This window comes from Geminocystis sp. NIES-3709 (assembly GCF_001548115.1).
In the GTDB taxonomy this organism is placed as follows: Bacteria; Cyanobacteriota; Cyanobacteriia; order Cyanobacteriales; family Cyanobacteriaceae; genus Geminocystis.
Genome location: NZ_AP014821.1, coordinates 590,420 through 614,582 on the forward strand (window position 1 = coordinate 590,420; position 24,163 = coordinate 614,582).

The 24,163-nt window shown below is 31.3% G+C and carries 23 protein-coding genes; 13 read left to right on the forward strand and 10 right to left on the reverse strand.

The annotated features are described in order from the left end of the window. Nucleotides 1–44: 44 nt before the first annotated feature. Entirely contained in the window at nucleotides 45–2,108 is a 2,064-nt protein-coding gene (locus GM3709_RS02425) for a Calx-beta domain-containing protein (RefSeq protein WP_066115941.1), read from the reverse strand. A gap of 521 nt (nucleotides 2,109–2,629) precedes the next feature. Between GM3709_RS02425 and GM3709_RS02430 the strand changes: the two genes are divergently transcribed. Next, a complete protein-coding gene (locus tag GM3709_RS02430) occupies nucleotides 2,630–4,036 on the forward strand; it encodes an AAA family ATPase (RefSeq protein ID WP_066115943.1) in 1,407 nt (468 codons plus the stop codon). Nucleotides 4,037–4,082: 46 nt separating this feature from the next. Here GM3709_RS02430 and GM3709_RS02435 read toward each other — a convergent pair whose 3' ends face one another. From GM3709_RS02435 to GM3709_RS02445, 3 genes are all read right to left on the reverse strand, one after another. After that, nucleotides 4,083–5,420 (reverse strand): DUF4214 domain-containing protein, encoded by a 1,338-nt coding sequence (locus tag GM3709_RS02435; RefSeq protein ID WP_066115945.1) that lies wholly within the window; start codon nucleotides 5,418–5,420, stop codon nucleotides 4,083–4,085. A gap of 156 nt (nucleotides 5,421–5,576) precedes the next feature. Then, nucleotides 5,577–7,466 (reverse strand): S9 family peptidase, encoded by a 1,890-nt coding sequence (locus tag GM3709_RS02440; RefSeq protein WP_066115947.1) that lies wholly within the window; start codon nucleotides 7,464–7,466, stop codon nucleotides 5,577–5,579. Nucleotides 7,467–7,729: 263 nt separating this feature from the next. After that, nucleotides 7,730–9,040 (reverse strand): dihydroorotase, encoded by a 1,311-nt coding sequence (locus tag GM3709_RS02445; protein WP_066115949.1) that lies wholly within the window; start codon nucleotides 9,038–9,040, stop codon nucleotides 7,730–7,732. Nucleotides 9,041–9,104: 64 nt separating this feature from the next. Between GM3709_RS02445 and GM3709_RS02450 the strand changes: the two genes are divergently transcribed. The 6 genes from GM3709_RS02450 to surE all read left to right on the forward strand — a co-directional run bounded on the left by GM3709_RS02450 (nucleotide 9,105) and on the right by surE (nucleotide 14,334). Further along, nucleotides 9,105–10,631: a hypothetical protein gene (locus tag GM3709_RS02450; protein ID WP_066115951.1), complete on the forward strand. Its 1,527-nt coding sequence runs from the start codon at nucleotides 9,105–9,107 to the stop codon at nucleotides 10,629–10,631. 263 nt (nucleotides 10,632–10,894) lie between these two features. Beyond that, nucleotides 10,895–11,608, forward strand: coding sequence for a response regulator transcription factor (locus tag GM3709_RS02455; protein WP_066115953.1), 714 nt, complete (start codon nucleotides 10,895–10,897; stop codon nucleotides 11,606–11,608). A gap of 75 nt (nucleotides 11,609–11,683) precedes the next feature. Then, nucleotides 11,684–12,223, forward strand: a complete 540-nt coding sequence (locus GM3709_RS02460; protein WP_066115955.1) for a late competence development ComFB family protein — start codon at nucleotides 11,684–11,686, stop codon at nucleotides 12,221–12,223. An 80-nt stretch (nucleotides 12,224–12,303) separates the two neighbouring features. Next, the gene (locus GM3709_RS02465) at nucleotides 12,304–12,672 is read left to right on the forward strand and encodes a hypothetical protein (protein ID WP_066115957.1); all 369 of its coding nucleotides are present in this window, start codon (nucleotides 12,304–12,306) and stop codon (nucleotides 12,670–12,672) included. Between the two features lie 6 nt (nucleotides 12,673–12,678). After that, a complete protein-coding gene (locus GM3709_RS02470; protein ID WP_066115959.1) occupies nucleotides 12,679–13,464 on the forward strand; it encodes an ABC transporter permease in 786 nt (261 codons plus the stop codon). 84 nt (nucleotides 13,465–13,548) lie between these two features. After that, nucleotides 13,549–14,334, forward strand: a complete 786-nt coding sequence (gene surE / locus GM3709_RS02475; protein WP_066115961.1) for a 5'/3'-nucleotidase SurE — start codon at nucleotides 13,549–13,551, stop codon at nucleotides 14,332–14,334. Nucleotides 14,335–14,354: 20 nt separating this feature from the next. Here the strand turns inward: surE and GM3709_RS02480 are convergent, their stop codons facing one another. After that, nucleotides 14,355–15,362 (reverse strand): LysR family transcriptional regulator, encoded by a 1,008-nt coding sequence (locus GM3709_RS02480; RefSeq protein ID WP_066115964.1) that lies wholly within the window; start codon nucleotides 15,360–15,362, stop codon nucleotides 14,355–14,357. Between the two features lie 302 nt (nucleotides 15,363–15,664). Here GM3709_RS02480 and GM3709_RS02485 point away from each other — a divergent pair, with 302 nt between their 5' ends. From GM3709_RS02485 to GM3709_RS02500, 4 genes are all read left to right on the forward strand, one after another. Continuing rightward, the gene (locus GM3709_RS02485) at nucleotides 15,665–16,399 is read left to right on the forward strand and encodes an NnrU family protein (protein WP_066115966.1); all 735 of its coding nucleotides are present in this window, start codon (nucleotides 15,665–15,667) and stop codon (nucleotides 16,397–16,399) included. Nucleotides 16,400–16,651: 252 nt separating this feature from the next. After that, a complete protein-coding gene (locus GM3709_RS02490) occupies nucleotides 16,652–16,990 on the forward strand; it encodes a co-chaperone YbbN (RefSeq protein ID WP_173645695.1) in 339 nt (112 codons plus the stop codon). 127 nt (nucleotides 16,991–17,117) lie between these two features. Continuing rightward, entirely contained in the window at nucleotides 17,118–17,597 is a 480-nt protein-coding gene (coaD, locus tag GM3709_RS02495) for a pantetheine-phosphate adenylyltransferase (protein WP_066115971.1), read from the forward strand. A 146-nt stretch (nucleotides 17,598–17,743) separates the two neighbouring features. After that, a complete protein-coding gene (locus GM3709_RS02500) occupies nucleotides 17,744–18,559 on the forward strand; it encodes a M48 family metallopeptidase (RefSeq protein ID WP_066115973.1) in 816 nt (271 codons plus the stop codon). An 82-nt stretch (nucleotides 18,560–18,641) separates the two neighbouring features. On the opposite strand, the gene GM3709_RS02505 is transcribed toward GM3709_RS02500, so the two are convergent. Next, nucleotides 18,642–19,892 carry an S-layer homology domain-containing protein gene (locus GM3709_RS02505; protein ID WP_066115975.1) on the reverse strand — a complete coding sequence of 417 codons (1,251 nt, stop codon included), beginning with the start codon at nucleotides 19,890–19,892 and terminating at the stop codon, nucleotides 18,642–18,644. A gap of 451 nt (nucleotides 19,893–20,343) precedes the next feature. Between GM3709_RS02505 and bfr (GM3709_RS02510) the strand changes: the two genes are divergently transcribed. After that, on the forward strand, nucleotides 20,344–20,808 hold the full coding sequence (bfr, locus tag GM3709_RS02510) for a bacterioferritin (RefSeq protein ID WP_066115977.1): 465 nt from the start codon (nucleotides 20,344–20,346) through the stop codon (nucleotides 20,806–20,808). A 10-nt stretch (nucleotides 20,809–20,818) separates the two neighbouring features. Next, nucleotides 20,819–21,286: a bacterioferritin gene (gene bfr, locus GM3709_RS02515; protein ID WP_066115979.1), complete on the forward strand. Its 468-nt coding sequence runs from the start codon at nucleotides 20,819–20,821 to the stop codon at nucleotides 21,284–21,286. Here the strand turns inward: bfr (GM3709_RS02515) and GM3709_RS02520 are convergent. From GM3709_RS02520 to psbU, 4 genes are all read right to left on the reverse strand, one after another. Then, nucleotides 21,277–21,837, reverse strand: coding sequence for a histidine phosphatase family protein (locus GM3709_RS02520; protein ID WP_066115982.1), 561 nt, complete (start codon nucleotides 21,835–21,837; stop codon nucleotides 21,277–21,279). The two genes, bfr (GM3709_RS02515) and GM3709_RS02520, sit on opposite strands and share 10 nt — an antisense overlap. A 90-nt stretch (nucleotides 21,838–21,927) precedes the next feature. Next, nucleotides 21,928–22,119, reverse strand: a complete 192-nt coding sequence (locus GM3709_RS02525) for a DUF2949 domain-containing protein (protein ID WP_066115984.1) — start codon at nucleotides 22,117–22,119, stop codon at nucleotides 21,928–21,930. A gap of 507 nt (nucleotides 22,120–22,626) precedes the next feature. Beyond that, the gene (locus GM3709_RS02530; protein WP_066115986.1) at nucleotides 22,627–23,154 is read right to left on the reverse strand and encodes a DUF192 domain-containing protein; all 528 of its coding nucleotides are present in this window, start codon (nucleotides 23,152–23,154) and stop codon (nucleotides 22,627–22,629) included. Nucleotides 23,155–23,637: 483 nt separating this feature from the next. Next, nucleotides 23,638–24,066 carry a photosystem II complex extrinsic protein PsbU gene (psbU, locus tag GM3709_RS02535; RefSeq protein ID WP_066115988.1) on the reverse strand — a complete coding sequence of 143 codons (429 nt, stop codon included), beginning with the start codon at nucleotides 24,064–24,066 and terminating at the stop codon, nucleotides 23,638–23,640. Nucleotides 24,067–24,163 lie beyond the last annotated feature (97 nt).

Consider the following 24,163-nt stretch of genomic DNA (forward strand, 5'->3'; position numbering starts at 1 on the left):
GACAATCCATAATCCTGAGAAATCCTGTATATAAAAAAATTAAATTAAACAACAACTTCAAACGCAACTCCTTCCAATTTGAATTGAGGAAAATTAGCAAGAATACTATCTCTTTCTTCTTGTCCTACAAAAAGATAAGTCCCCGGTTGTTGAGTATTTTGGAAACGGTAGAAGTCAACCCCCTGACTAGCATTTTTATCATAAACATAAAAGGCAATACCTTCTTCAATAAAATTAGGAAAGTTTTGACGAATACTTTGGCTTTCCACTTCTCCAGCAAAAAGATAAGTACCGGGTACATCTTCATTTTGAAAACGGTTAATACGGATTAAATCATCATTAGGTTGAACAGCTACTTTAAAAGCAGTACCTTCTTCCACGAAATTAGGGAAGTTTTGACGAACACTTTGACTTTCTTGGGGCCCAGTAAATAAGTATGTACCAGAACGATTTTTATTTTGAAAACGAGTAAAAGGAGTGTTTAGAAGTGGTTCAGGAGGGGTGTCATTGTCATTAATTGTCACAGTACCTTTATCACCATTTGTAAGAATAGTAGCTCCGATCGCATTAGAGAGATCTACTGTAAATATTTCCTGTTGTTCTATAACTGTGTCATCAAGAATATTGACAACAACTTGTTTTTGTAACTCTCCGGGATTAAAAGTTAAAGTAGTTGTGGGAATTGCTTGATAATCAGTACCACTGGTAGCTGTTCCATTGGTTGTCTTATAATCGACGGTTATAGGACTCGTACCGGCAGTAGAAAGAGAGACTGTCAAAGTCGCTGTTCCCGCATTTTCACTAACTGTTACATTACCAATAGAAATATTTGGTGGTGGAGTTGCAGAGGCTACAAATAATTCTTGAGTGACACCATTTTGCCCCGGTACAGAAGTATCCAGATTAGTGGCATTGGATATAAAAATAACTTCTTGACCATCTGAACTAATAGAAGCATTTGTACTAGCTTTATTTCCTTCATTTCCAGCCGAATCACTACTGAATAAAGAAATAGTGTCGTTATTCCAAATGAAAATATCCGTTAAATTATTATTGTCACTGGAAACTAAAGAAGCATCGTTAGATTCAAAAGCAATAAATTCACCATTATCACTGATCGTAGCATTACGGCTATCTGCTGTAGTTTGTACTCCATTCGGACGTAAACTAATAAGTTTATTTGTCCCTAGTTGAATATCATAAACAAATATATCTCTTACTCCATTACTATCGACAGAAACTAAATCACTAGCTACTGATTCATAAGCAATATATCTTCCATTGTCACTGATAATCGGATTAATACTTGAAGCATTAGCGGTAGTAACTGGAGCTACAGCATTGATTTTTTTGGAGATAAGAGTCAAAGAATTATTATTCTTATCGAACAGAAAAATATCTGTTGTCCCATTAGTATCTGTTACTGTCGGAATTAAATTATTGACATTAGATTGAAAAACGACATATCGTCCATCGTCACTAACAGAACTATTTGTGCTATCACCAACGCCATTTCCTCCTCCATTGGTAACTTGGCTTACCCATGTAGTTTGATTTGTGATTAAATTAAGTAAGATAATATCTCTATCTCCATCACCACCATCAGGGACATTAGTTAAAGCTGCTCCTCCTCCCTGAGTTGTTGCAAGGGTTTCAAAGACAACCCAATTACCATTTTGACTGATAAAAGGATTAAAACTAACGTTGTTATATCCAGCAGTTAATAATGTAAATTTGGGAGGAGTACTAGAAAAATCTTCAACTAAAAAAATATCACTTCCGGGTAAAGCCGGTATTGAGGCTAAATTTGGCTCTAAAGACTCAAAGACTATTTTATTACCACTTCCACTAATTGATGGATTGCTACTACCTAAAGTAGTAGGTGTACCATTAGCTTTTAAAGCTGTTAAATTAATGAAAGTTTTGGTTGTTTTATTATATAAATATATATCTTCAACACCATTAGTGTCTGGAATAAAATTAAAGGCGGTGGTAGAAAAAACTATCAAGTTACTGGCAGTATCTATATTTCCGCCCCCGATAGGAAAAACGATCGAATTATTAGCTGGTTGATTACTTGCATTTTTAGAAATTAGCTGTGTAACCATAATTTTTCTCCTTTGTACTATAGACAATAAATTGTCAATATACAGTAATGTTTTATTTATCTTTTATGTTGTTGATTATATGTAGCTTAATTAGTTAAAAGATAAAAAGTAATGACTGTATATTGTTGATCTTCTCCATCCTATACTTTATAAGTATTAAGTACCATAGTTATATATCTTTAAAAATCTTATTTTTTGTAAAACTTTATTAAGAAAAAAATCTTAAATAATCGCTAATAGTAGTTAATTATCTTAATAAATCAAATTTAGGGTTAAAGAAAGGAAATTTGACTAGACAAAACAAGAGAAATATTTAAGTTATAATTTTGGGAAGATATATATACGGCAATTCTAAATGATTTGTAAACAATCAAGGATTATCAAAAATCAGCCCAAATCCTTTTTAACAATGACAAATGACCAATGACAAAATCTTTACGTTTTGAGACACAACCTAAATAGGAATGCTATTTCATAATTATTAGGATCTGTTTCTGTTTTAAATTCCGATTATATTAAAAATGAAAATTGACAATGTTCTGCAAATTGTAGATAGACTAATTTTTCAAGAACGAGGAAAACATCTGGATAATATTCAAAGAGTATTAATTCTAGAGGTGTGGAAAGGTAACAACTATGCTTCGATCGCTAATATATACCATTGTAGTGAAAGTTATGTAAGAGATAGTGCGTCTAAATTATGGAAAATTTTATCAGCACAAATAGGAGAAAAAATATATAAAGCAAATTTCCGTTCTACGATCGAAAGATTATATCTTAATTCTTTATATTTTAGTTCTGATTCCGTCAATAATTGTGATGATCGATCGAAGTTTTTTTCTGAGGAAAAATTATTTAACTCTACATCTGAACAAAATACAGTTATTCAAAAGTATCATGATTTAGGTCTTGCTCCTACTATTATTAATTTTTTCGATCGACAAACAGAATTAAAATCATTATCGAATGCTATTTTTAGTAATCATGCTCAATTAATTAATATTTCAGGGTTTGTAGGGGTTGGTAAAACCACTTTAGTTAAATATTTTGTTGATTTGTATAAAAATGAATTCGATATTATTATTTGGGAGAGTTATTCTTATCCAAAAAACTTAGATAATTTTTTAATAAATTATTTTGAAAAAATTAATAAAATACTATTATTCAATACATCAAATTTGTCTAATTTAGAAAATTTTATTGAAGTTTTAAAAAAAATAAAATGTTTAATAGTTTTTGATGATATACATAATTTATTCATTCAAAAAAAATTATCAGGAGCTTATCAAAATATTTATAAAAACTATCAAAAAATGTTTGAAGTGATTGCTCAGGTTCAACATCAAAGTCATTTAATATTGATTAGTCAGGAAAAAGTTATTGATTTTGAGAGTTTTAATAATACTTCTTTATATCGACTAAATTTAGAAGGATTTAATGTTCCTATTGTTTTTCTGTTTAGAGATACTTATTTTAAAGATAAAAAAGAATTAGTAAAATTAAATAATTTATATAGGGGAAATTGTTTATTCTTAAATTATATTATCTTAACTATAAAAAATATTTTTACTGGTTCAATTAATGATTTTTTACTACATGAAAAACTATTTATTCCCCAGGAAATAAAATCAATATTTGATAATTTATTCGATCGATTATCAACAATTGAAAAAGAAATGATTTTTTTCTTAACGAACAAAGATAATTCTATAACTTTAAAACAAATTGAAGAATCAATACATCTTTCATCATCAGAAATTATTAATGCTTTACAATCTTTATATAGACGTTATTTATTAGAAGAGAATCATAACAATGGAATTACTTATTTTATTCTTCATCCATTATTCAAAGAATATATAGCGTCAGAAATATATAATTTAACTGATGAAAATACCCAAAAAGTAACCAACTTAATATCTCCTTAAAGTAAGAAAACAAAAAGTTGGTATTTTCTTTTTTGAGAAAAATTTATTATTCTGTCAAAGCAGTTAAGGCACTATCAACAATCCGTTGATTTGCCGTGAAGTTTTCAAATGGATCTAACCAATCACGACCAAATACTTCTGCACTACTTCCACTATAAGCCGTTCTTTCTGCTTGTGTGTTGATAGAAGTAGAGAATAAGTCGGCACTATTAATTTTATTGCGTAAAACAATAATATCCTGATTTTGTGCGCCTAATGCCACTTCAAGAGCAAATGTAGCAAGGGTTACAGCTCCATTATTTAATTGAGTTGTCCAATAGTTTAAACCAGCAGTTTCTGCATCTCTACCAAAGGTAAAGTTATAAACTTGATTGACTTTTTCTCGATTGCTCATATTACCAAATAAACGATTGGATTCAGCCGAATTACCAAAATCATTGACAATTCGATTGTAAACAGTCCGTTGATTGCCGGTTAAAGTATCTCCAGTACGAGGAGAATAATTTACGTTTCCATTTCTTAAAATTTCGTTCCAAAAATTAACACCACTAGGATCGGCAGGTCTGCCATAATAAGCAACATAAGCAATTTGTGCAGTTCCACCTCTTAAGGTTAATGCACTTTGATCGGTAGTACTAGCATTTGCATAAGAAGCTGTTAAAGAATAATCATATCCACTATCAGATAAATTCTCCAATTGAACAAATCCTCGGCCAGCTTCAACGGGAATACTAATAAAACCATTTTGTCTTGTGATTTCCTGTTGACCTAATATTTCATCTCTGGGGTCGAAAACGGTATTATTATTAGAGTCGTCAAAAATTCTCACATTCAGATTTGTCTCATTAAAATCCGTTGAAATTTGACCAAAAATAACTCCTTGTTGAGATGTTGTGTATTCAATGGCATCAAAGTTTCTATTTACAATGGAAGAATTAGTACCTCGGATAAAATCTGAAAAAACAGTTTGATTATTTGGTGATAAATTGATTCCCACTTCTTCTGAAGGCGTAGCTTCTGTCATAACCAGTGAAAAATCGTAATCAACAGTATTTCCATCAAAGGAAAAAACCTTTACCAGATAATCTGAATCAAGATTTATTCCGTCAATATCTGCTTCTAGTATTTTAATAAATTCATCTTCATTATTATTCCTTGTGGATGATACTACTAATAAATCCCCAGAGTCTAATGTACCATTTAAGTTACTATCTTCATATAGTTCTAGATCAGCGTCTCCTCCAGTTATATTAAATAGATTCACATGAATTACTGAACTACTATCTTCTAAAGTGAAAAAGAAAACATCATCACTATTTGATGTTACAGTTCCATTGTTTGTAAAAAAATTTCCATCGATTATGCCAAAGTCAAAATTAGCCATAATTTAGTGTTCTATAAAAAATAAAAGTTGTTTAAATATTGTAATTATATCACATTCAATAATTTTAAAAGTATAAAAATCCAAAATTATTATTAAGTTTCTCTAAAACTAATTAAAGGTTTTAAAATAATATTTGCTATATTGAAACATTGTATTTTAATTATTAAAAATAAAGTTATAAAATTTCAATTCATTATCTAAAGCTAGTTTAATATTTTCTGCTTTTCTAAAGCCATGCTGTTCATCAGGAAAAGTGACATACATTGTTTTAATTCCTTTATTTTCAAGAGCTTTTACCATCATTTCTGCTTGATTTGGAGGGACAATTTTGTCTTCTAATCCTTGAAAAAAAGCCACAGGGCATGATAATTTATCTATGTGGTTAATAGGCGATCGAGCTTGATAAATTGCTTTTTCTTCTGGATATTTACCGATTAAATTGTCTAAATAACGAGATTCAAATTTATGAGTATCTTTAGCTAATGCCTCTAAATCTCCTACACCATAATAACTAGCACCAGCTTTAAAAGTGTCATGAAAAGTAAGAGCGGCTAAAGTGGTATATCCTCCTGCACTACCGCCAGAAATTGCTAATTTATTCTCGTCAACTTTCCTTTGTTTAACTAAATATTGAGCCACATTTATACAATCTTCTACATCCACAATACCCCAATTATTGTTTAACCTTTGACGATAATCTCTCCCATAACCAGTGCTACCACCATAATTTACATCAACAAAAGCAAAACCTCGACTTGTCCAGTACTGTATTCTCAGATTATAACTTGCAGTGGTAGCCGCAGTAGGGCCTCCATGACTTTTTACCAATAAAGGAGGCAATTCATCTTCAGGGGCAGAAAAATCTTTATTTTGGGGAGGATAATACCATGCAAAAGCCGTTTTTCCTTGACTGGTGGGGAATTCTATTTGTTGAGGTTGACTTAAGTAACCACTATCTATATCTAAATTACTTGATTGTTTAAGAATTTTAGTGTCTCCCGTGGCAATATTTAATTTTACTACGGCAGTAGGTTGAGTAGGTGAACCACCAGTAAATAAAATTTGATCTCCATTTACTTGTAAGTAAGCTATGTTTGTGAAAGGAATATTGAGATCTGTTAGGCTTTTATTTTTTGTGTCTAAACTGGCTAAATGAGAAATACCGTCTTGGGTATAGGTACAAATTATGGTGTTTTCATCAGCAAAGCCATATACTGATTCTCCAAACACCCAATGAGGATAACCAAATTCTGCATCTAGGGGATACAAAGATGATATATTTCCGTTGTTTTCTCTCCGATATATATTCCACCAATTACGTCGATCGCTACTAAAATATAATATACCGTTGGGGCTAAATTCAGGTTGGCAGATAGATTCATTTTTTCCTCCAGCCACCAATCTTATATCTGTTAAACTACCATCAGGATTGATATTGGCTAAATATAATTCTGTGTTATCCCAAGGCATATTAGGATGATGCCACGCTATCCATGCTAATTGAGAGTTATCCGGAGAAAGACGGGGTGAGCTGTAAAAATCCGCACCCGTAACGAGGTTTTTAACTTCTCCGGTGGTTAAATCGATCAAGACGAGTTTATTTTCAGGTTCAATACTGTCATTACTATGATCTTCCGCTACACAAATTAGACGATTATGAGACTTATCCAAAACAAAATCTGCATAACGTAACTTAGATTCTGGAGTAAGAGGTTGAGGAGTTTTCCCCTTTTTCTGTTTATATACCCGTTGATCTACAAAATTGGTAAAGTATATAATACTGTCATGAATAAAAAAAGCACCACCGCCGTATTCATGAACACGACTACGCACATTAAAAGGTTTTGGGGTAATATCTTCTAGTGTATCATCTTGATTTAAGCACACAATAACACATCGACCGCTTTCTGATGGACGACTTTCTAGCCAATATATATTGTTATCGTCAAATTTTACTGCCCCCAAGCCAATACTACCCGATACGATTAAATCAGAGGTGATTGGCGATCGCCATTTGCTATAATTTCCAATTGTAGTTTGTGTCATTTTTTTCTTTAGAATTGCTTAATCTTTATCTTGGCATAAATTTTTAGCGATAAACTATGTAATTTACCAAAAATGTCAGCCCTAAGCCCTCTCCATAATCTTTGATTTGGTGTCGGAAGAATGTAAATCTAAATCTTCAAAATTAGCTTATAGCAGTTTTCATTTTTTTTAACCACACTTTGCATTCACTTTGCGACAGGGAAAAAATGTGGTTTATTCATTGAAAAAACTCTGTAATCAAGTAAGCATACTTATATAATACATCAAGAGAAGCTTAAGGCTTTTCCTCTTACATCTGTGTTTAGTTGTCCTTTTTCCAAAGCTATATTACCATTAACGATCGTATAGATAGGCCAACCTGTTAAGTTCCAACCTTCAAAAGGACTCCATTTACATTTCGTCGCTAAATTTTCTTTTAATACGGGTTTATAGCTGTTTAAATCCACTAAGGTTAAATCTGCGTCATAGTCTATTTTTATCTCTCCTTTATGAGGAATATTGTAAAGTTTCGCAGGATTAGTACACATCCATTTTACGACTTGAGCAAGAGTACAACGACCTTTTTTATATTCTGTTAACATTAAAGGCAAGGATGTTTCAACTCCCGGCATTCCTGAAGGGCTATGGGGATAAGGTTTTGCTTTTTCTTCCAAAGTATGAGGCGCATGATCTGTAGCAATACAATCAATAACACCATCTAATAAGGCTTTCCAAAGAATATCATTATTTTCAGGCGATCGAAGGGGGGGGTTCATTTGTGCTAAAGTTCCGATTCGTTCATAATCAGTAGTATTAAGTAATAGATGTTGAGGAGTGACTTCTGTGGAAATCCAAGGAGTTTTATGTTGCCGTAAATATTCTGCTTCGATACCTGTACTAAGGTGGAGTATATGTAAACGCCGTTGATACTTATTCGCTAATTTTACAGCCAATTTCGTGGCATTGAGAGCGGCAATTTCATCTTGAATTTGAGAATGAATAGCAGGATCTGTATTACCCTTAAATAACTTTTTCCTTTCCACAATTCTAGCTTGATCTTCCGCATGGACTGCAATTAAACGACTACCTTTTGCAAAAATTGGTTCAATTTCTGTTTCTGTACTTACTAATAATGCCCCATGATTTGATCCCATAAAAATTTTTATACCACAAGCCGGATGAGCATTTCTCAAGTCATCCAAATTTTCTGCGGTTGCACCCATAAAAAAACCATAGTTGACTAAACATTTTTGACTTGCTCGGTACAACTTATCATCTAATGTTGCCTGAGTAGTGGTTAAAGGCACTGTATTTGGCATTTCCAGAAATGATGTTACTCCCCCCTTAGCACAAGCACAAGATGCGGTAAAAAGGTCTTCTTTATGTTCTAAACCTGGTTCTCGAAAATGTACTTGCGGATCGATCACTCCAGGTAGTAAAGTTAAGCCAGTACCATCAATAATTTGTGCAGAATCATCCCTTAATTCACTACCTATTTCAGCAATTTTCCCCTGTTTTATACTTAAATCTCCCAAGAAAATATCATTATTAGGTAATAAAATTTGAGCATTACGAATTAATAAATTAGAAGTCATAGTTATAATTAGAATGGCAAATTGAAAATCGAAAATTATTCTTAAATTCTAACTTATGAAACTTATGAAAAATTATCAATCTGAAAAATCGCAACAAAAATTATTCTTTTTTTTCAAACTTTTAAATTGGTACTACGATCGACTATTTATTAGTAAAATTATGGCGATCGTGTCTGTATTAAATTTTGGTTTAGTCATTTTCGATCTGACTTATATTCCCTTAAGAGATATATGGTTAAATGGGCAAATTACTCTGGGACAATTTAAACTAGGCCCTTACGAATATAATGGAATACAATTGACAGTTTTACCGAAATCTTGGCGAAATAATATTATTAAATATGATGTAATTAAAGGTATTGAACCTTATAGAGATACAAATTTTTATTTAGAAGAAGTGGATCTTTTAGAAGAAAGTATTAATCAATATGGTTTAAAGGATGAAAATACTGAAAAAATCTTAAAAAATCTTAGAGAAATGAGCATTAATATGATCAGAGAAGATCCTTTTAGATTAGCGAATAAAAGTGGCACTTTAGAAATTATTAAAAATAGAATGAAGGAACACATGGATAACTATATTAATAATCCTGAATCGTCTTCTACACTAGCTTTTACATCCTTTTGGACTGTTACTAATTTAGAAAATAATTTATCCCAACAACTAAGTTTTTTTAATGAAGAAATTAGACCTTTAATTAATACTAACTATTATCGTCCTATTGGAGAGAATGGTCAATTTGTCAATTACTTCGGTTTAATAGATTTTCCCTTTATTGTTATTATTTTTATCGATTTTGTCATTCGTTGTTTGGTTATTAGTTTTCGTTTTAATGGTGTAAAAATTCAGGATGCTATTTTCTGGCGTTGGTATGATTTAATTTTCTTTTTACCAGATTTTAGATGGATGAGAATTGTGCCTATTACTATTCGTTTAAATCAAAGTCGATTATTAACTTATCAACGGATAAAAAAACAAATTAGTCAAGGTTTTGTTGCAGGAATTGCAGGGGATATAACTCAAATTGTGATGTTAAGAATAGTTAATCAAGTACAAAAAACGATCGAAAAAGGACAAATTGAAAAGGTATTATTTAAAGAAGAAACAAAAGAATATATAGATTTAAACGATACTAATGAAATAGCTGAAGTTATCAAACTGTTAATCAATTTAGTTGCTTATGAAATGTTGCCAGAAATTCGTCGAGAAGTAGAAACTTTACTGGCTTATATTTTTCAAAAAACTATCACAGAATCTCCTATCTATCAAAATATTGAACACTTACCAGGCTTAAAAACTTTACCTGAAAATATCAGTAATAAATTAGCTATTCAATCTTATCAAATATTTTTAAATACTATTGATAATATGTTAAAAGAAGATCCTATTTTTGAGAATTACTTAGAAAAAATTCTTGAAAAAGCTACTAAAACTTTAAATATACGACCCAATGCTAGATATGATATTAATAAAATAGAAGAATTATTGGTAATCTTACTGGAAGAAGTGAAAGTTAATTACATTCAAAATCTCTCAGAAGATGATATTGAGGCCTTACTAGATGAGACAAGAGCAATCAATAATAATTGATAATACTTCAGTCACATTGAACATTGAACATACAAACATTTACAAAAATTAATATATAAGATAAAAGTTTTATAGATTTTACTTTTGATTTCACTCTCAATTATTCTCTATTCACTATTCAGTATCGGTTACAAATAGTAAATAAACTTATTCCTTTTCAATAATATTGCTTATAATCATTACCATAAGATAAATTTTTATAATTTTTGTTTTACAATTACAACTTTTATTAACAAATATTTAACAATAGGTAAAATTTGATAATGTCTCGAATATTAGTGATTGATGATGACGCTGCGATCGCAGAGTTAGTATCCATTAATTTGGAAATGGCAGGGTATGATATATGTCAAGCAGAAGACGGAATTAAAGGACAAGCATTAGCATTACAAATTCAACCGGACTTAATTATGTTAGATCTAATGTTACCTAAAGTAGATGGTTTCACTGTGTGTCAACGATTAAGACGAGACGAAAGAACCGCTAATATTCCTGTATTGATGTTAACTGCTTTAGGACAAACTCAAGATAAAGTTGACGGTTTCAATGCCGGAGCAGATGATTACTTAACGAAACCTTTTGAAGTAGAAGAAATGTTAGCTAGAGTCAAAGCCTTATTGAGAAGGAGTGAGCGAAGTTTACCAACCGCTAAACACAGTGAAATTCTCAGTTATGGTGCTTTAACCCTTGTACCTGAAAGATTTGAAGCGATTTGGTTCGATAAAAGCATCAAATTAACTCATTTGGAATTTGAATTATTACATTGTTTATTACAACGTCATGGACAAACTGTACCCCCTAGCGATATTCTAAAAGAAGTATGGGGATACGATCCGAATGATGATATTGAAACTATTAGGGTTCACGTTCGTCATTTACGCACCAAATTAGAACCGGATCCTCGCAGACCTCGTTATATTAAAACAATTTATGGTGCAGGATATTGTTTAGAATTAAATCAAACTAAGACGAATTAATAATCATTAATTATTGTGTAGTTTGAATGATTAACTGTCAATTACCAATTATAAATAGAGTTTAATAGGAGTTTTATGGGAATAAATAATATTGTAGATCAGGCTTTGGAAACAGGGTATCTCACTCCAACGATGGAGGCGGAAGTAGGGAAATTATGTGAAACCTCGTCAGAACTTTCTCTGGAAGAATATATGGCATTAGATAAACTTATGGGAGCTTTATTAACGGGGGAAGTAACAGCAATGCCTAGGAAACAATTTATTAACGTGATGGAAGAATTAGTCGTCAGTGAAGTTATCTCAAGGGTAGCAGAAATAGAAACTACCAGTAATAGATTATTAGATGTGGGAGACATTTCGGCTTATGCCCTTAATCGTTTACCACCTCTTTATGCAACGACAGAAGAAGGAGCTAATTTTCAGAGAGAAAAAGCCAAGGATGAATTAAAAACTCTAATTACTGAACAAGTAGAGCAGTCTATTTCATTATACCTCGATCGACCAGAGTTTCATCCTGAAAGACAAGTTATTAGTAAAGGTTCAGAGCCCAATAATGTGTTTAAACAGGTTAGTCAATTATTACAATCTCAAGCCTCTAATTATGAGCCAATTTAACAGTTGACAGTTGACAGTTGACAGTTGATAATTCTCAATTAGTATATAATGACTTAACAAAACTTATTAATTAGAGAATTATGTTGCCTTTTAGTTGGGAATTTAATACAACTATTATTGCGGGAAGTTGTCTTTGGTGTCTAGCTCTATACATCGGTTTTGCCACTTTAAGAGAATCAGTGATTGATGGATTGTATCGTTGGTTTAATTTTGCAGAACGTTTCCTTTATACTTCAGATGCTGAATTTGAACGTACTCGCAAGGGTAGAGAATCTCAAAATGCTTTTCTTGCTTCTTTAATGAGTATTATTCCTTTTTTGGCGATGGGAATTTTATCTAATTGGTTAACTGAGCTTACTTTTGGTCGAAATTGGTCAATTAGTGTCGGAATTTTAGTTTGTATTTCTTGTGCTGTGTATGATTTGGGAAGACGAGATTCTCAAGGATAATTTAAAATGCGATATTTTGATGAAAGTTTAGCGGTAAGTCAAAGAATATTAACTGAACTTTTTAGGCGTAAAAGAAGCCTTATTTTTTGGGCTATATTTCCTATTTTTATTTTGTTAATTAATAGTTATATAATTGCAGAAAGAGTAAAAATTACTACTGCTTTAGCTATGAAAATATCTGCTCCTTCTAGTTTGGTAGGAGCGGCTTTATTTTTTAGTTGTTTAGGGGGTACGATCGCAACTATTGTTTCAGAAAGAGAACAAAAAACTCTCAAGCGATTATTTATTTCTCCACTAAGTGGAGTTTCTTATTTTTTAGGAATTTTCTTTGCTCATAGTTTTATTGGGCTATTACAAACTTTGTTAGTTTATGGATTATTATTAACTGTTTTATTTATCAAAGAAATGTCTATTTCTGGCTCCATTATTTTAGGTTTAATCATTATCATTCTTAGCATCATAAGTTATGTGGGAGTTGGTTTTATTTTGGGTACTCAATTGGCAAAAAGAACAGAAGATGTTAATGCGATCGTGGCTACTTTTGGAGTTCCTTTATTAATAATTGGAGGTACTTTTTTTCCTAGTTCATTCTTTCCTAAAAAATTATTACAATTTGCTCAATTTAATCCTATTTTTCACATGAATGAAGCCTTAATTAAGGTGTGGGGAAAAGGTAAATCTTTTGAGGATATTCAAGGGCATTTTTTCTTCCTTCTCCTTTTCTCGATCACAATGGTATTTTTTGGATGGTTATGTTATGAGAGAATGATTACAAAGGAAAAAACTCTTTAAATAATTAATAATTAATTTTCTTTTCTACCTCCTCATTCTAAATTCTAAATTTTTCTTTCGTTCGTAATTTATAATTTGAAAAAAATGAAAATCTTAATTAGTAACGATGATGGTATTTTTGCTGAGGGAATCCGCACTTTAGCTAATACTATTGCCCTTCAAGGGCATGAAGTTACAGTTGTAGCGCCTGATAGAGAACGATCAGCCACAGGCCATGGTTTAACCTTACATCAGCCCATTCGAGCCGATAAAATAGAGGGAATTTTTGCAACAGGTGTAACAGCTTGGTCATGTTCTGGTACTCCTTCCGATTGTGTAAAATTAGCCTTGAGTGCCATATTGAAAGATAAACCTGATTTTGTCCTTTCTGGCATTAATCATGGGTCAAATCTTGGTACTGATATATTATATTCTGGTACAGTCTCCGCCGCCATGGAAGGCACAATCGAGGGCATTACAAGTATAGCGTTTAGTTTAGCTAGTTTTACCCTCAAAGAATTTCAACCTGCGGCTAATTATGCAGTAAAACTAATAAATAAATTGACAGAAAATCCTTTACCTGAAACAACTTTACTTAATGTAAATATTCCTCCTGTGGCAGAAACAGAAATAAAAGGAGTAAAAATAACTCGTCAAGGCATTAGGCGATATATTGAAAATTTTCAAAAAAGACTCGATCCTAGAGGAAAAAGTTATTATTGGTTAGCTGGGGAATTAATTGAAGAAATAGATCAACCAGAACATATTTACCTTCCTCCTGATTTATCTACAGATGTTCAAGGCAACAAGGAAAACTATATAACTATCACTCCTTTACAATATAATTTGACGGATGTTGTAACTGTTAAACGTTTAGAAGGATTTGTTTAATAAATTATTTTTTAAATACTTTATAATTCATCGTTGCTAATTTCAACGGATTTGTCTAAAAACGGCTTTTCTTTCTTGGATAATTGTTCTAAAGATGACATATAGTTATCACTGGAAAATTGAGGTAAAATTTCTTTAATAAATGCTTCTGCCGCTTTCGATCGATAACGATTAGAATTGACTATCACCGATAAAGTGCGCTGAATTTCGATACCTTCAATATGGGCTCGATGAATAATACCCATTTTGAGTTCTTTTTCAATCGCTGTAACCGACACAAAAGAAGCTCCTAAACCAGATTGTACAGCGTTTTTAATGGCTTCGATCGAATTTAACTCCATTTCCACTTTTAATTCACTGGTATTGATTTCACAACGGCTTAAAACTTGATCTAAAACTTTACGAATAGTAGATTGAGAATCTAAAGTAATATAATTAAGACTATATAAATCATCTTTAGCGATCGTCTCTTGTTCTGCAAAAGGATGATTCGGTGGTATAATCAAGGCTAATTCATCTTGAGCATAGGGGATAATTTCTAAAATATCTTGTAACTCTAAAGGCACTTCTCCCCCAATAATCGCTAAGTCAACTTGCCCATTCGCCACTGCCCAAGATGTGCGACGAGTAGAATGAACTTGTAGCTGTACGGAAACATAAGGATATTTTTGATGAAATAACCCAATCATTCTCGGTAACAAATAAGTACCAGTAGTTTGAGATGCACCAACAATTAAAGTACCACCTTGAAGATTTTGTAAGTCTTCGATCGCACGACAAGTTTCTTGACAAAGAGTAATAATTTTTTCCCCGTAGGCAAGTAACAAATTACCAGCTTCTGTCAGTTGTGCTTTTCTTCCACCCCTGTCAAATAAGGGTACAGCCAATTGTTTTTCAAGATTTTGGATTTGTAAACTGATAGCAGGTTGAGACACAAATAAACTGTCTGCCGCTCGTTTAAAACTACCTTCATCAGCAATGGCTTTTAAAATCCGTAATTGATCAAGAGAGAAAGGTATATCTGACATATATTTGATAAATTAAGAATAACGAGGATTATAACTGATGGCAAAGAGCAAAAGGTAAATCCTGATAGTGAATTAACTTTAGTATTTTCCAATGTCTTAACCAATTTCTTCTGTGGAATATGGCTTTAGATTTTTAACAATAATGTTTAGACTTTAATCCTAGAGGGATCAATTTTTGATCCGATCATTGATAAGATCTAATTGAACAATAAAATAAGTATTAATTATATTTCTATTTCCTAAGTATAGACTCTATGCACCACTTTGACGCAAAAATGATCAATTTTTTTTACTTTGATTTAATGGCACAAATTTCTCCCTCTACCTTACCTAATTGGTTGACTCCTAGCCATTTTATCATGATTGGTTTATTATTGATGTTTGCGATCGTTCACAGTGGTTTAGCCGCTTTAAGAATGTGGGGAGAATCGAAAATTGGTGTGAGATTATATAGGGTTTTATTTGCTTTACTAAGTATCCCCCTCGCTACAGTCTTAATTATTTATTTTTTCAATCATCGTTATGAGGGTTTAGTTTTGTGGCAAGTGCAAGGTATTCCGGGCATTAAAACTACCGTTTGGATTTTATCGTTTATTTCCTTTCTCTTTCTTTATCCTGCTACCTTTAACTTATTAGAGATTGCCGCCGTTGCTAAACCTGAAGTTCATCTATACGAAACGGGAATTATTCGTATTTCTCGTCATCCTCAAATGGTAGGACAAGTAATTTGGTGTATTGCTCATACTTTATGGCTGGGCACAACTTTTACGATCGTCACTTCTTTGGGTTTAATAGCTCATCATATCTTTGCAGTATGGCACGGAGATCGACGCTTAACAAAACGTTACGGAGAATCCTTTATAAAGGTCAAAGAAAGAACATCGATAATACCAATGTTAGCTATACTAGATGGACGACAAAAATTAGAAATCAAAGAATTTTTAAAACCGGCTTATGTGGGAGTCACTGGTTTTATTTTATTCTTTTGGTGGCTACATCCTTGGTTAATGACAGCAACTGCCAGAGTCAGCCTTTAGAATTTAAAATGAAAAACCCTTAATTTTTGTTATTTGGGGGGATTTTCGAGACTTCTTTCACTTAAGTGACTCTACCATTAGAAGATTAGAAAAAAATTTCTGATTACTCATTACTAATTGCTAATTAATTATTAGGGGATCAGGTAAAGTCAGGTTAGAATTAACATATTAGAATTGAATTAATATCCCTTTTGATTATTTAGCATCATCGATTTTTTAAAATTTTTTTCCTAAACTCTCTTTAAAACAATTATGATTTCTGTCAATCAAACAACCTTTAATCAAGAAGTTTTAGAATCACCCTACCCAGTTTTAGTTAATTTTTGGGCTCCTTGGTGTGGTTTATGTCTAATGTTAAATCCGATTTTGAACAAAATACAATCCGAATGGCAAGGACAATTAAAAATAGTTAGTATTAATGCTGATCAAAATTTATCCTTAGCTAATAGTTATCGTTTGCGTAATTTACCTACTTTATTATTAATTAATAGAGGGGAAATAATTCATAGATTAGAGGGTTTTCAGAGTCGAGAAGAACTCTATAATAGTATGAATAGTGTTATGTTAAATTTAATGCCTGAATCAGCATAAATACTGAATAATAGATGATTAACAATTAATAATTATTCTCTACCTATGTGCTGAGTTGAATAAGCATAAAACCTTTTAAAATCAAGTTATTGATTAACTTCTAAAGTCTATACTCTATTAATAATTAATGATTGCTATTTATCCGGGTAGTTTTGATCCTATCACTTTGGGTCATCTTGATCTAATTCAACGCAGTAGTATTTTATTTGAAAAAGTTATCGTTGCGGTGTTAAAAAATCCAAATAAAACACCTTTTTTTACCATCGAAAAAAGAGTTCAACAAATTCAAGAATGTACCGCAAATATTAAAAATATAGAAGTTGATAGTTTTAGTGGTTTAACGGTGGAATATGCTCAAAAAAAACAAGCAGGAGTTTTGTTAAGAGGCTTACGAGTAATGTCTGATTTTGAACAAGAGTTACAAATGGCTCATATTAATAAAACCCTAGAAAATAAAATTGAAACCGTTTTTTTAGCTACCAATACTGAATTAAGTTTTATTAGTAGTAGTGTTGTTAAAGAAATTGCTAAATTCGGTGGCTCGATCGATCATCTTGTCACCTCTAATATTGCTCAAGATTTATACTCCAATATTCGTAATAAATAACCCTTCTCTTTTCCGTACTTTTTAAAATTAAAATAGGATAATTAGTTTGAGAAAACCGATTTTTTTAATCAATTCTTTTCCCTAATTCTTAATTTTTAATACCTAAAACCTTTTATTATTATCCCCAATAATTATACATTAAGATTATGGGTTATCATTCTCCTATCAGCGATCGTAATCCTGAAACTAATAACAGACAATTACTAATTTTATTTGCATTATTTAGTGGTGTTGGATTAACAATTATAATAGGATTATTTATCTTACTAAATCAAGTAGTTAATTTGATTCCTGTCAGTGTAGAACAAAAAATAGGCAGTTTAATCGTTAATGAATATAAACAAAAAAATAAATTATCATCGACAGAAATAAAACTAAATAAAATAGTAGATAAATTAGAACAATTATTACCATCAAATACTACCGAGAAAAGAAATTATCAGGTTTTATATATTCCTGAAGATACCGTTAATGCTTTAGCTATTCCAGGAGACACGATTATAATTTATGAAGGTTTATTAAAACAAGTAGAATCAGAAAATGAATTAGTCATGATTCTAAGTCATGAAATAGGACATTTTGCCCATCGAGATCATCTTAGAAGTTTAGGCAATATTTTCTTAACAAAATTACTGATTAATTATCTTTTGGGTGGCGTAGAAATTTTACAATCAGGTGCTGATTTTACCAATATTTTAGCCCATGCACAATACTCCCAAGCTCAAGAAAAAAAAGCTGATGAATATGGATTAGATTTACTAAATAAATATTATGGTCATGTAGCTGGAGCTACAGATTTTTTCCAAAGATTAATGACTGAAAATAAACAAACTGAGCAAAGAAATATTATTGCTTTTATCGCTAGTCATCCTTTACCAGAGAAAAGAATTAAAAACTTGGAAAAGTTAATCAAAAATAAGGGTTATATCCTACAAAAAAAAGTAGATTGGATTGATAATTAACCTTACTATACTTTTCCAAGAAGTTAGAGAAAATAAAATTTAAAATAATTATTTTTCTATCTTATTTCGTCTATAACCTAGTTTAATTAATAATTAAATCTTCATCTAATTTTATATTTAAACCCTTCGGTTGTACGACTAATAAATCTACTCTATTTAAGCCTAAAAATTGAGGAATTAAAGTAGCTAAAACACCAGCACCTGTACCAATTAATAACTCTCCTGTTGTAATACGTCGATCGCCTGTAACTCCAGCTATCGCTGCCGCCGCCCCTGTACCAAAAGCGGCATTTCGTAAAAGTTTACCTACATCCATTCCCTTAGTAACACTTTCTATTTCTGTTATAGTCTGAGAAGAACTCTTAACTCTTAAAACACGCCCATTAGGTAATTCGATCGACTTTCCAAAAAATCTAGTACCATTATTCCCAGAAGGACGTAATTCTCCAATCACCTTACTATTACGAGGAATGACGATAACTTTATTACTATCAATATTTTTAGTAACAGTAAATGTAATGGGAACTGTTTCGGTGTTCGTAACAAAAATTTTATCTTCTTGATATTGTACAGGAATTTTTTGACCTCGATTCAAAACAGATTCAGTTTCATTGACAGTGGGAGTTAATGCCACAATATAATTAGAATTGATAGCCTGTAATTTTCCTTGAGAAACTAAAGCCTGATAAATAAAAGCGGCAACTTCTGCTCTTGTAGCATTACGAACAGGATTTAATTGTTTTAAAGTAGGATAATTAACTACTAAATTTTTTTCTGTAGCTGCGGCGACTGGAGAACGAGCAAAATTAGAAATATTACTAGAATCGTTGAAAGAATTGAGAATAGTATTAATATTTTTATTAGGGCTGAAATTTAGACCATTAGCTAATGATACTAATACTTGTTCTCTGGGAATATTTTGTTCTGGACGAAATATTTGTCCGGGATAACCAGAAAGAAAACCCATACTAAAAGCATTATTAATGGCAGTATTCGCCCAATAATTACTGGGTACATCATTAAAATTAATTGGAGATCTTACACTATTTCTAGGTAATGCCTTTTGTACCATTGCCGCAAATTGGGCTCTTGTTACAGGAGCATCTGGTTTAAATGTACCATCAGGAAAACCTGCAATAACTCCTCTTTGCACTAAAGGATTAATAAAATTTGCCGCCCAATAGTTAGAAGATACATCTTCAAATTGCGAATTTTGTGCCATTACTACTGGAGGATTTGCTAATGATGCGACGATCGGAATAGTTGTTTCAACTCCAAAAGTAAGACAAAGAAGTAAAGCTGTTGTAGCTTTAGATTGAGATAATTTGTTCATAATAATATTAAAAGTATAAAGTATATAGTAGTTCCAAATGACTGATAATAAATTCAATAATTGTTAAAAATTTTCTAAGTTTTGTAAAATATGGTTTTAAGAACTCTTGAATTTATTTCTATAAAAATATAACAATCTGCTTAGAATTGCTACAGTCAAGGAAAAAGACTATTTCAAATCCACAAAAGTTCCCTAGGGGGGGATAAGTGAGTTAAAACTAATTTAGTTTGTCGATAAAAAAGAGAAGAAGAACAATAGAAGAGGGGGAGATTGGTTTAGTTGTTCGTAACAAAATTAAATGCAACTTCAATGCTTCAATGACTCATTAGTGCTGATTAACAAATGACAAATAAAACCATAGGAACAGAGATGACATTTCCTGTTATTACTGCATTTTAAACTTGATGCGAGATCTAAGTTAATATAGACATAATGATTAGAGAATAATGCCATGGAAGGAAATCAAGAAATCAAACTTCAACTTAATAATATTTTAAAGTTAAAATTAACTGCAATTAATCAGTTTTTTCTTCATGCCAGAATGTGTAAAAGTTGGGGATTAAATAAACTTAATGAGTATGAATATCGGTATTCTATTAAGTTAATGAAACAAGCTGATAAAATTATTGAGCGTGTTTTTTTCCTCGAAGGTTTACCTAATTTACAAAGTTTAGGAAAATTACTTATTGGTGAAGCAGTATCGGAAATTATCGCTAATGATTTGACTATGACGATGGAATTAGCTGATACTTTACGCACTTCTATTAATCTTTGTGAATCTTTACAAGATTATGTTAGTCGAGATTTACTAACAGAATTATTGGAAGAAACGGAGGAAGAAATCGATTGGTTAGAATCTCAACAATGGCTAATGGCTAATTCGGGTTTAGAAAATTATTTACAATCTATGATTTAAGGAGTTTTTCATGAAAGGTAATAAAAAAGTTATTAAACAGCTACAGAAACTTTTACGCAGTGAATTATCGGCTAGAGACCAATATTTTACTCATTCTCGGATGTATCAAGATTGGGGTTTAAATAAATTATACGATCGAATTGATCATGAAATGCACGACGAAACTGCTCATGCAGATATGTTAATTAAAAGATTGTTGTTTTTAGAAACAATCCCCGATTTATCAGAGCAAGAAGGGTTAAATATTGGTTCTGATGTGCCTGAGATGCTTCGCAATGATTTAGAATTGGAGTATAAAGTTATTGGTGATTTGAAAGAAGCGATCGCCATTTGTGAGGAGGAACAAGATTATCAAACTAGAGAAATATTAAGAGTAATGTTAGGAGATACAGAGGAAGATCATGCTTACTGGTTAGAAAAACAATTAGGCTTAATTGACAAAATTGGTTTACAAAACTACTTACAATCTCAAATGTAAATTTTTGTAATGGAGCAAAAATCGGGTTTAATTTCTTTTTTTTCACCAACTAATGCTTTAGTTATACCAATGACAGAAATACTATGACCTATTAATAGTAAATTGCCACTGAATTTTCTGATTAAAATTTGAGCAGTTTCTTTCATTCTCTCTAAAACCATTGCTTCGGTTTCTGGATAGATGGGAGTTATAGTCGATCGATAGTTCCAATCAATACGAGGATAAAACAACCTTAATTCTTCGGGGGGATGAGTAAGAGGTTTTTCTGTCATCCAATGAGGATTATGCCATTCCCCCAACCCTGGTTCTAATTTTAGAGGTAAATTGATTATATCCGCAATAATATGGGCAGTTTGAATTGTTCTCAAAAAAGGAGAGACAATAAGATGATCAATTACTTCATTTTTTAAGTTAATACCCAAGTTTTGAGCTTGAATTTTTCCTTCTTCAGACAAGGGTGGATCATAACGCCTTAAAGCCGTATTAAACCATTCTGGATAAGCAAAATCAAATCTATGACCATGTCTAGCAACCCAAATTATTGAAGCCATTATTTAGAAATAACTATTTAGGATTTTAGTTATTAAAGGATATTTAATTAGAGGAAATTATTGTTAATTACTAATTATTGATTCTTCCTTTTAAGAGGTTTCTAACCAATCATAAATCCTGTCTAATTGTTCGATCGTAACTAGACCATACTGCCATAAAACCATCGGAATTAAGCCCAAATTATGATCAACAGAACGTTGAGCAATGGCAATAGAATCTTGCGGTACATCGAGTTCTTCTTGCAAAAATTTGATAAAACGATTATAAGTTATAGTAGGCATAAAAAAAATTTTAATAAAAAAGGATGAACTTCTTAAATAAAGATTTAAAAATTAGATAGAGAAAAGCAAAAAGCTACTCTTAATAAATGTTTTAAAAATTATACTTCTCACACAATTATTTTATAGAATATTTCTAGTTTTCTAGCCTAAATTGAGATAAAACAAATAACAAGTTAAATCTCTTTTTTGCTAAGAAAGCACTTTAAAAAAGTATAGGAACAAACTGCAAATTACAGACAACCTAAATTTTAAAAAGTTTGACTTTTTCTATGGACAAATAACTCTAAAGATATGCGTTGATTTCATTTATCCGTCAAGTTATTTGATTGAATTAAAGTTGATGATAGGGTAAAGATTATTGATTACTTGCGATTTTCGATTGAGATAGCTACAAATTATCAATTTATCTTGAACTCGATCGATTCTCAGTAGTTATATTAGCTACTATAAATTTTTGATTAAGTAAAGTATTATACATCATAAGATTAATTTTTGCTATTTTTTTTACTAATTTTTCATTTTTTCTAAAAATTCAATGTTAATTTCATCGCCAACTTTTATTTTTAGTTCTTCTGTTCTACCACCTGCTAATTCAATAACTTGATCGATCGGTACGGTTGAATTATAAAGAGGACAAGGCTCAATTTCACAAGGAGGAGCTTTAGCTATATGTTTAATAACACCATCGGACACAAAAATCATATCAAGGGGGATGGAAACATTTTTCATCCAAAAACTGACAGTTTGAGGAGGGTTAAAAGGAAACAACATCCCACGATTAGGAAGTAAAGAATCACGATACATTAAGCCTATAGCCTGTTGTTGAGGCGTTTGGGCGATTTCCAACTCAATAACTTCTTGATTAATCAATAATTTAGCACCGATGGGCAAATTTTGACTCTGAATTGTATTATCAACGGGAGTAATTTTTGGAGATACATTTTCATCACTTCCAGAAACAGAAGAAGGTTGAAAACCACAACTAAGAAAAAGAAAACTAAGGGTAATAATTAAAGGAGAACTATATCTCATCATCGAAAAAAAAGTTGTTAGTGAACAGCATTAAAGATAACTTAAAACTGACCTTATTAACTTAAGAAATAATGAAGATTTAATAAATTCTGATGATATTATATTCTTTGAGATAGGATTAATGATTTAGTATTTTTTTTTATCTATTTATTCTATAAATTAAAAACATCTTCCTAAGATTAAATTAGTATTTCAATCTAAAATACTTGCACGTTATTGATATAACAAAAAACTTCTAGTCTTCTTTGAGCAAAGTTCATTCTTACAGTAATTTATAAAACGAAAGTTGCTAAATCATGTTTAAGTCCAAACTGATTAAACTAGCAATAAATTTTAAGTGTTGAAAAACTATTAGTAATAAACTTATTATTCGTTGTTGCCCATTACCTACCTTCATAAATAAACTTAGATAAGTCCAAGTTTACTTTTTATCTTCCATTTTCTTTGCTTATTGTCAATTGTCAATTGTCAATTATTAATTATTAATTAATAAATACCGGCGTTATAACGCTCATCACCCTCATTAAAAACTTCCGCCTCAGGAGTAGCGGTAAAATTATCAAGGTTAGCTTGTAATCTTTCTTTTTGAGTATCAGTTAACCCCGGAATAAGTAAAACATCTTCCACTTGTTCATAAGGTGCATTTTGGATGATAATACTCGCTAATTTGGGATAAAAACCTCTTAAATCACGAAAATCACGGATGTCACTGTTATTTACGTCAATTTTTTGACCAAATTCAGTACCTAATAAGTCATCAGCAACATTCCGACGAGTATTGTCGGCCGCCACTAAACGGGGAGTTCCCTGTAAAATAGTATTGAAATCTAATGCCTGAGCGGGTTGAGAAAAAGCAACAGAACACAAAAACAAGATAAAACTAAATACTGTTACAACACGATGCCATAATTTCATGAAAATGAAACCTCCAAAAAATAAGATAACTTTAATAATTATTTTATATGTGCTAATTTTACATGAATATAACCGAATAAATCATTACACTCCCGTA

What these genes read in the sequence shown, in the direction of transcription:
- GM3709_RS02460 (WP_066115955.1), top strand. Translation starts at nt 11,684, where the DNA reads ATGGGAATAAATAATATTGTAGATCAGGCTTTGGAAACAGGGTATCTC.
- GM3709_RS02445 (WP_066115949.1), bottom strand. Translation starts at nt 9,040, where the DNA reads ATGACTTCTAATTTATTAATTCGTAATGCTCAAATTTTATTACCTAAT.
- GM3709_RS02480 (WP_066115964.1), bottom strand. Translation starts at nt 15,362, where the DNA reads ATGTCAGATATACCTTTCTCTCTTGATCAATTACGGATTTTAAAAGCC.
- GM3709_RS02485 (WP_066115966.1), top strand. Translation starts at nt 15,665, where the DNA reads ATGGCACAAATTTCTCCCTCTACCTTACCTAATTGGTTGACTCCTAGC.
- GM3709_RS02430 (WP_066115943.1), top strand. Translation starts at nt 2,630, where the DNA reads ATGAAAATTGACAATGTTCTGCAAATTGTAGATAGACTAATTTTTCAA.
- GM3709_RS02450 (WP_066115951.1), top strand. Translation starts at nt 9,105, where the DNA reads ATGAAAAATTATCAATCTGAAAAATCGCAACAAAAATTATTCTTTTTT.
- GM3709_RS02470 (WP_066115959.1), top strand. Translation starts at nt 12,679, where the DNA reads ATGCGATATTTTGATGAAAGTTTAGCGGTAAGTCAAAGAATATTAACT.
- GM3709_RS02525 (WP_066115984.1), bottom strand. Translation starts at nt 22,119, where the DNA reads ATGCCTACTATAACTTATAATCGTTTTATCAAATTTTTGCAAGAAGAA.
- psbU (WP_066115988.1), bottom strand. Translation starts at nt 24,066, where the DNA reads ATGAAATTATGGCATCGTGTTGTAACAGTATTTAGTTTTATCTTGTTT.
- GM3709_RS02435 (WP_066115945.1), bottom strand. Translation starts at nt 5,420, where the DNA reads ATGGCTAATTTTGACTTTGGCATAATCGATGGAAATTTTTTTACAAAC.
- GM3709_RS02500 (WP_066115973.1), top strand. Translation starts at nt 17,744, where the DNA reads ATGGGTTATCATTCTCCTATCAGCGATCGTAATCCTGAAACTAATAAC.
- bfr (WP_066115977.1), top strand. Translation starts at nt 20,344, where the DNA reads ATGGAAGGAAATCAAGAAATCAAACTTCAACTTAATAATATTTTAAAG.
- bfr (WP_066115979.1), top strand. Translation starts at nt 20,819, where the DNA reads ATGAAAGGTAATAAAAAAGTTATTAAACAGCTACAGAAACTTTTACGC.
- GM3709_RS02425 (WP_066115941.1), bottom strand. Translation starts at nt 2,108, where the DNA reads ATGGTTACACAGCTAATTTCTAAAAATGCAAGTAATCAACCAGCTAAT.
- coaD (WP_066115971.1), top strand. Translation starts at nt 17,118, where the DNA reads ATGATTGCTATTTATCCGGGTAGTTTTGATCCTATCACTTTGGGTCAT.
- GM3709_RS02520 (WP_066115982.1), bottom strand. Translation starts at nt 21,837, where the DNA reads ATGGCTTCAATAATTTGGGTTGCTAGACATGGTCATAGATTTGATTTT.
- GM3709_RS02440 (WP_066115947.1), bottom strand. Translation starts at nt 7,466, where the DNA reads ATGACACAAACTACAATTGGAAATTATAGCAAATGGCGATCGCCAATC.
- surE (WP_066115961.1), top strand. Translation starts at nt 13,549, where the DNA reads ATGAAAATCTTAATTAGTAACGATGATGGTATTTTTGCTGAGGGAATC.
- GM3709_RS02505 (WP_066115975.1), bottom strand. Translation starts at nt 19,892, where the DNA reads ATGAACAAATTATCTCAATCTAAAGCTACAACAGCTTTACTTCTTTGT.
- GM3709_RS02490 (WP_173645695.1), top strand. Translation starts at nt 16,652, where the DNA reads ATGATTTCTGTCAATCAAACAACCTTTAATCAAGAAGTTTTAGAATCA.
- GM3709_RS02455 (WP_066115953.1), top strand. Translation starts at nt 10,895, where the DNA reads ATGTCTCGAATATTAGTGATTGATGATGACGCTGCGATCGCAGAGTTA.
- GM3709_RS02465 (WP_066115957.1), top strand. Translation starts at nt 12,304, where the DNA reads ATGTTGCCTTTTAGTTGGGAATTTAATACAACTATTATTGCGGGAAGT.
- GM3709_RS02530 (WP_066115986.1), bottom strand. Translation starts at nt 23,154, where the DNA reads ATGATGAGATATAGTTCTCCTTTAATTATTACCCTTAGTTTTCTTTTT.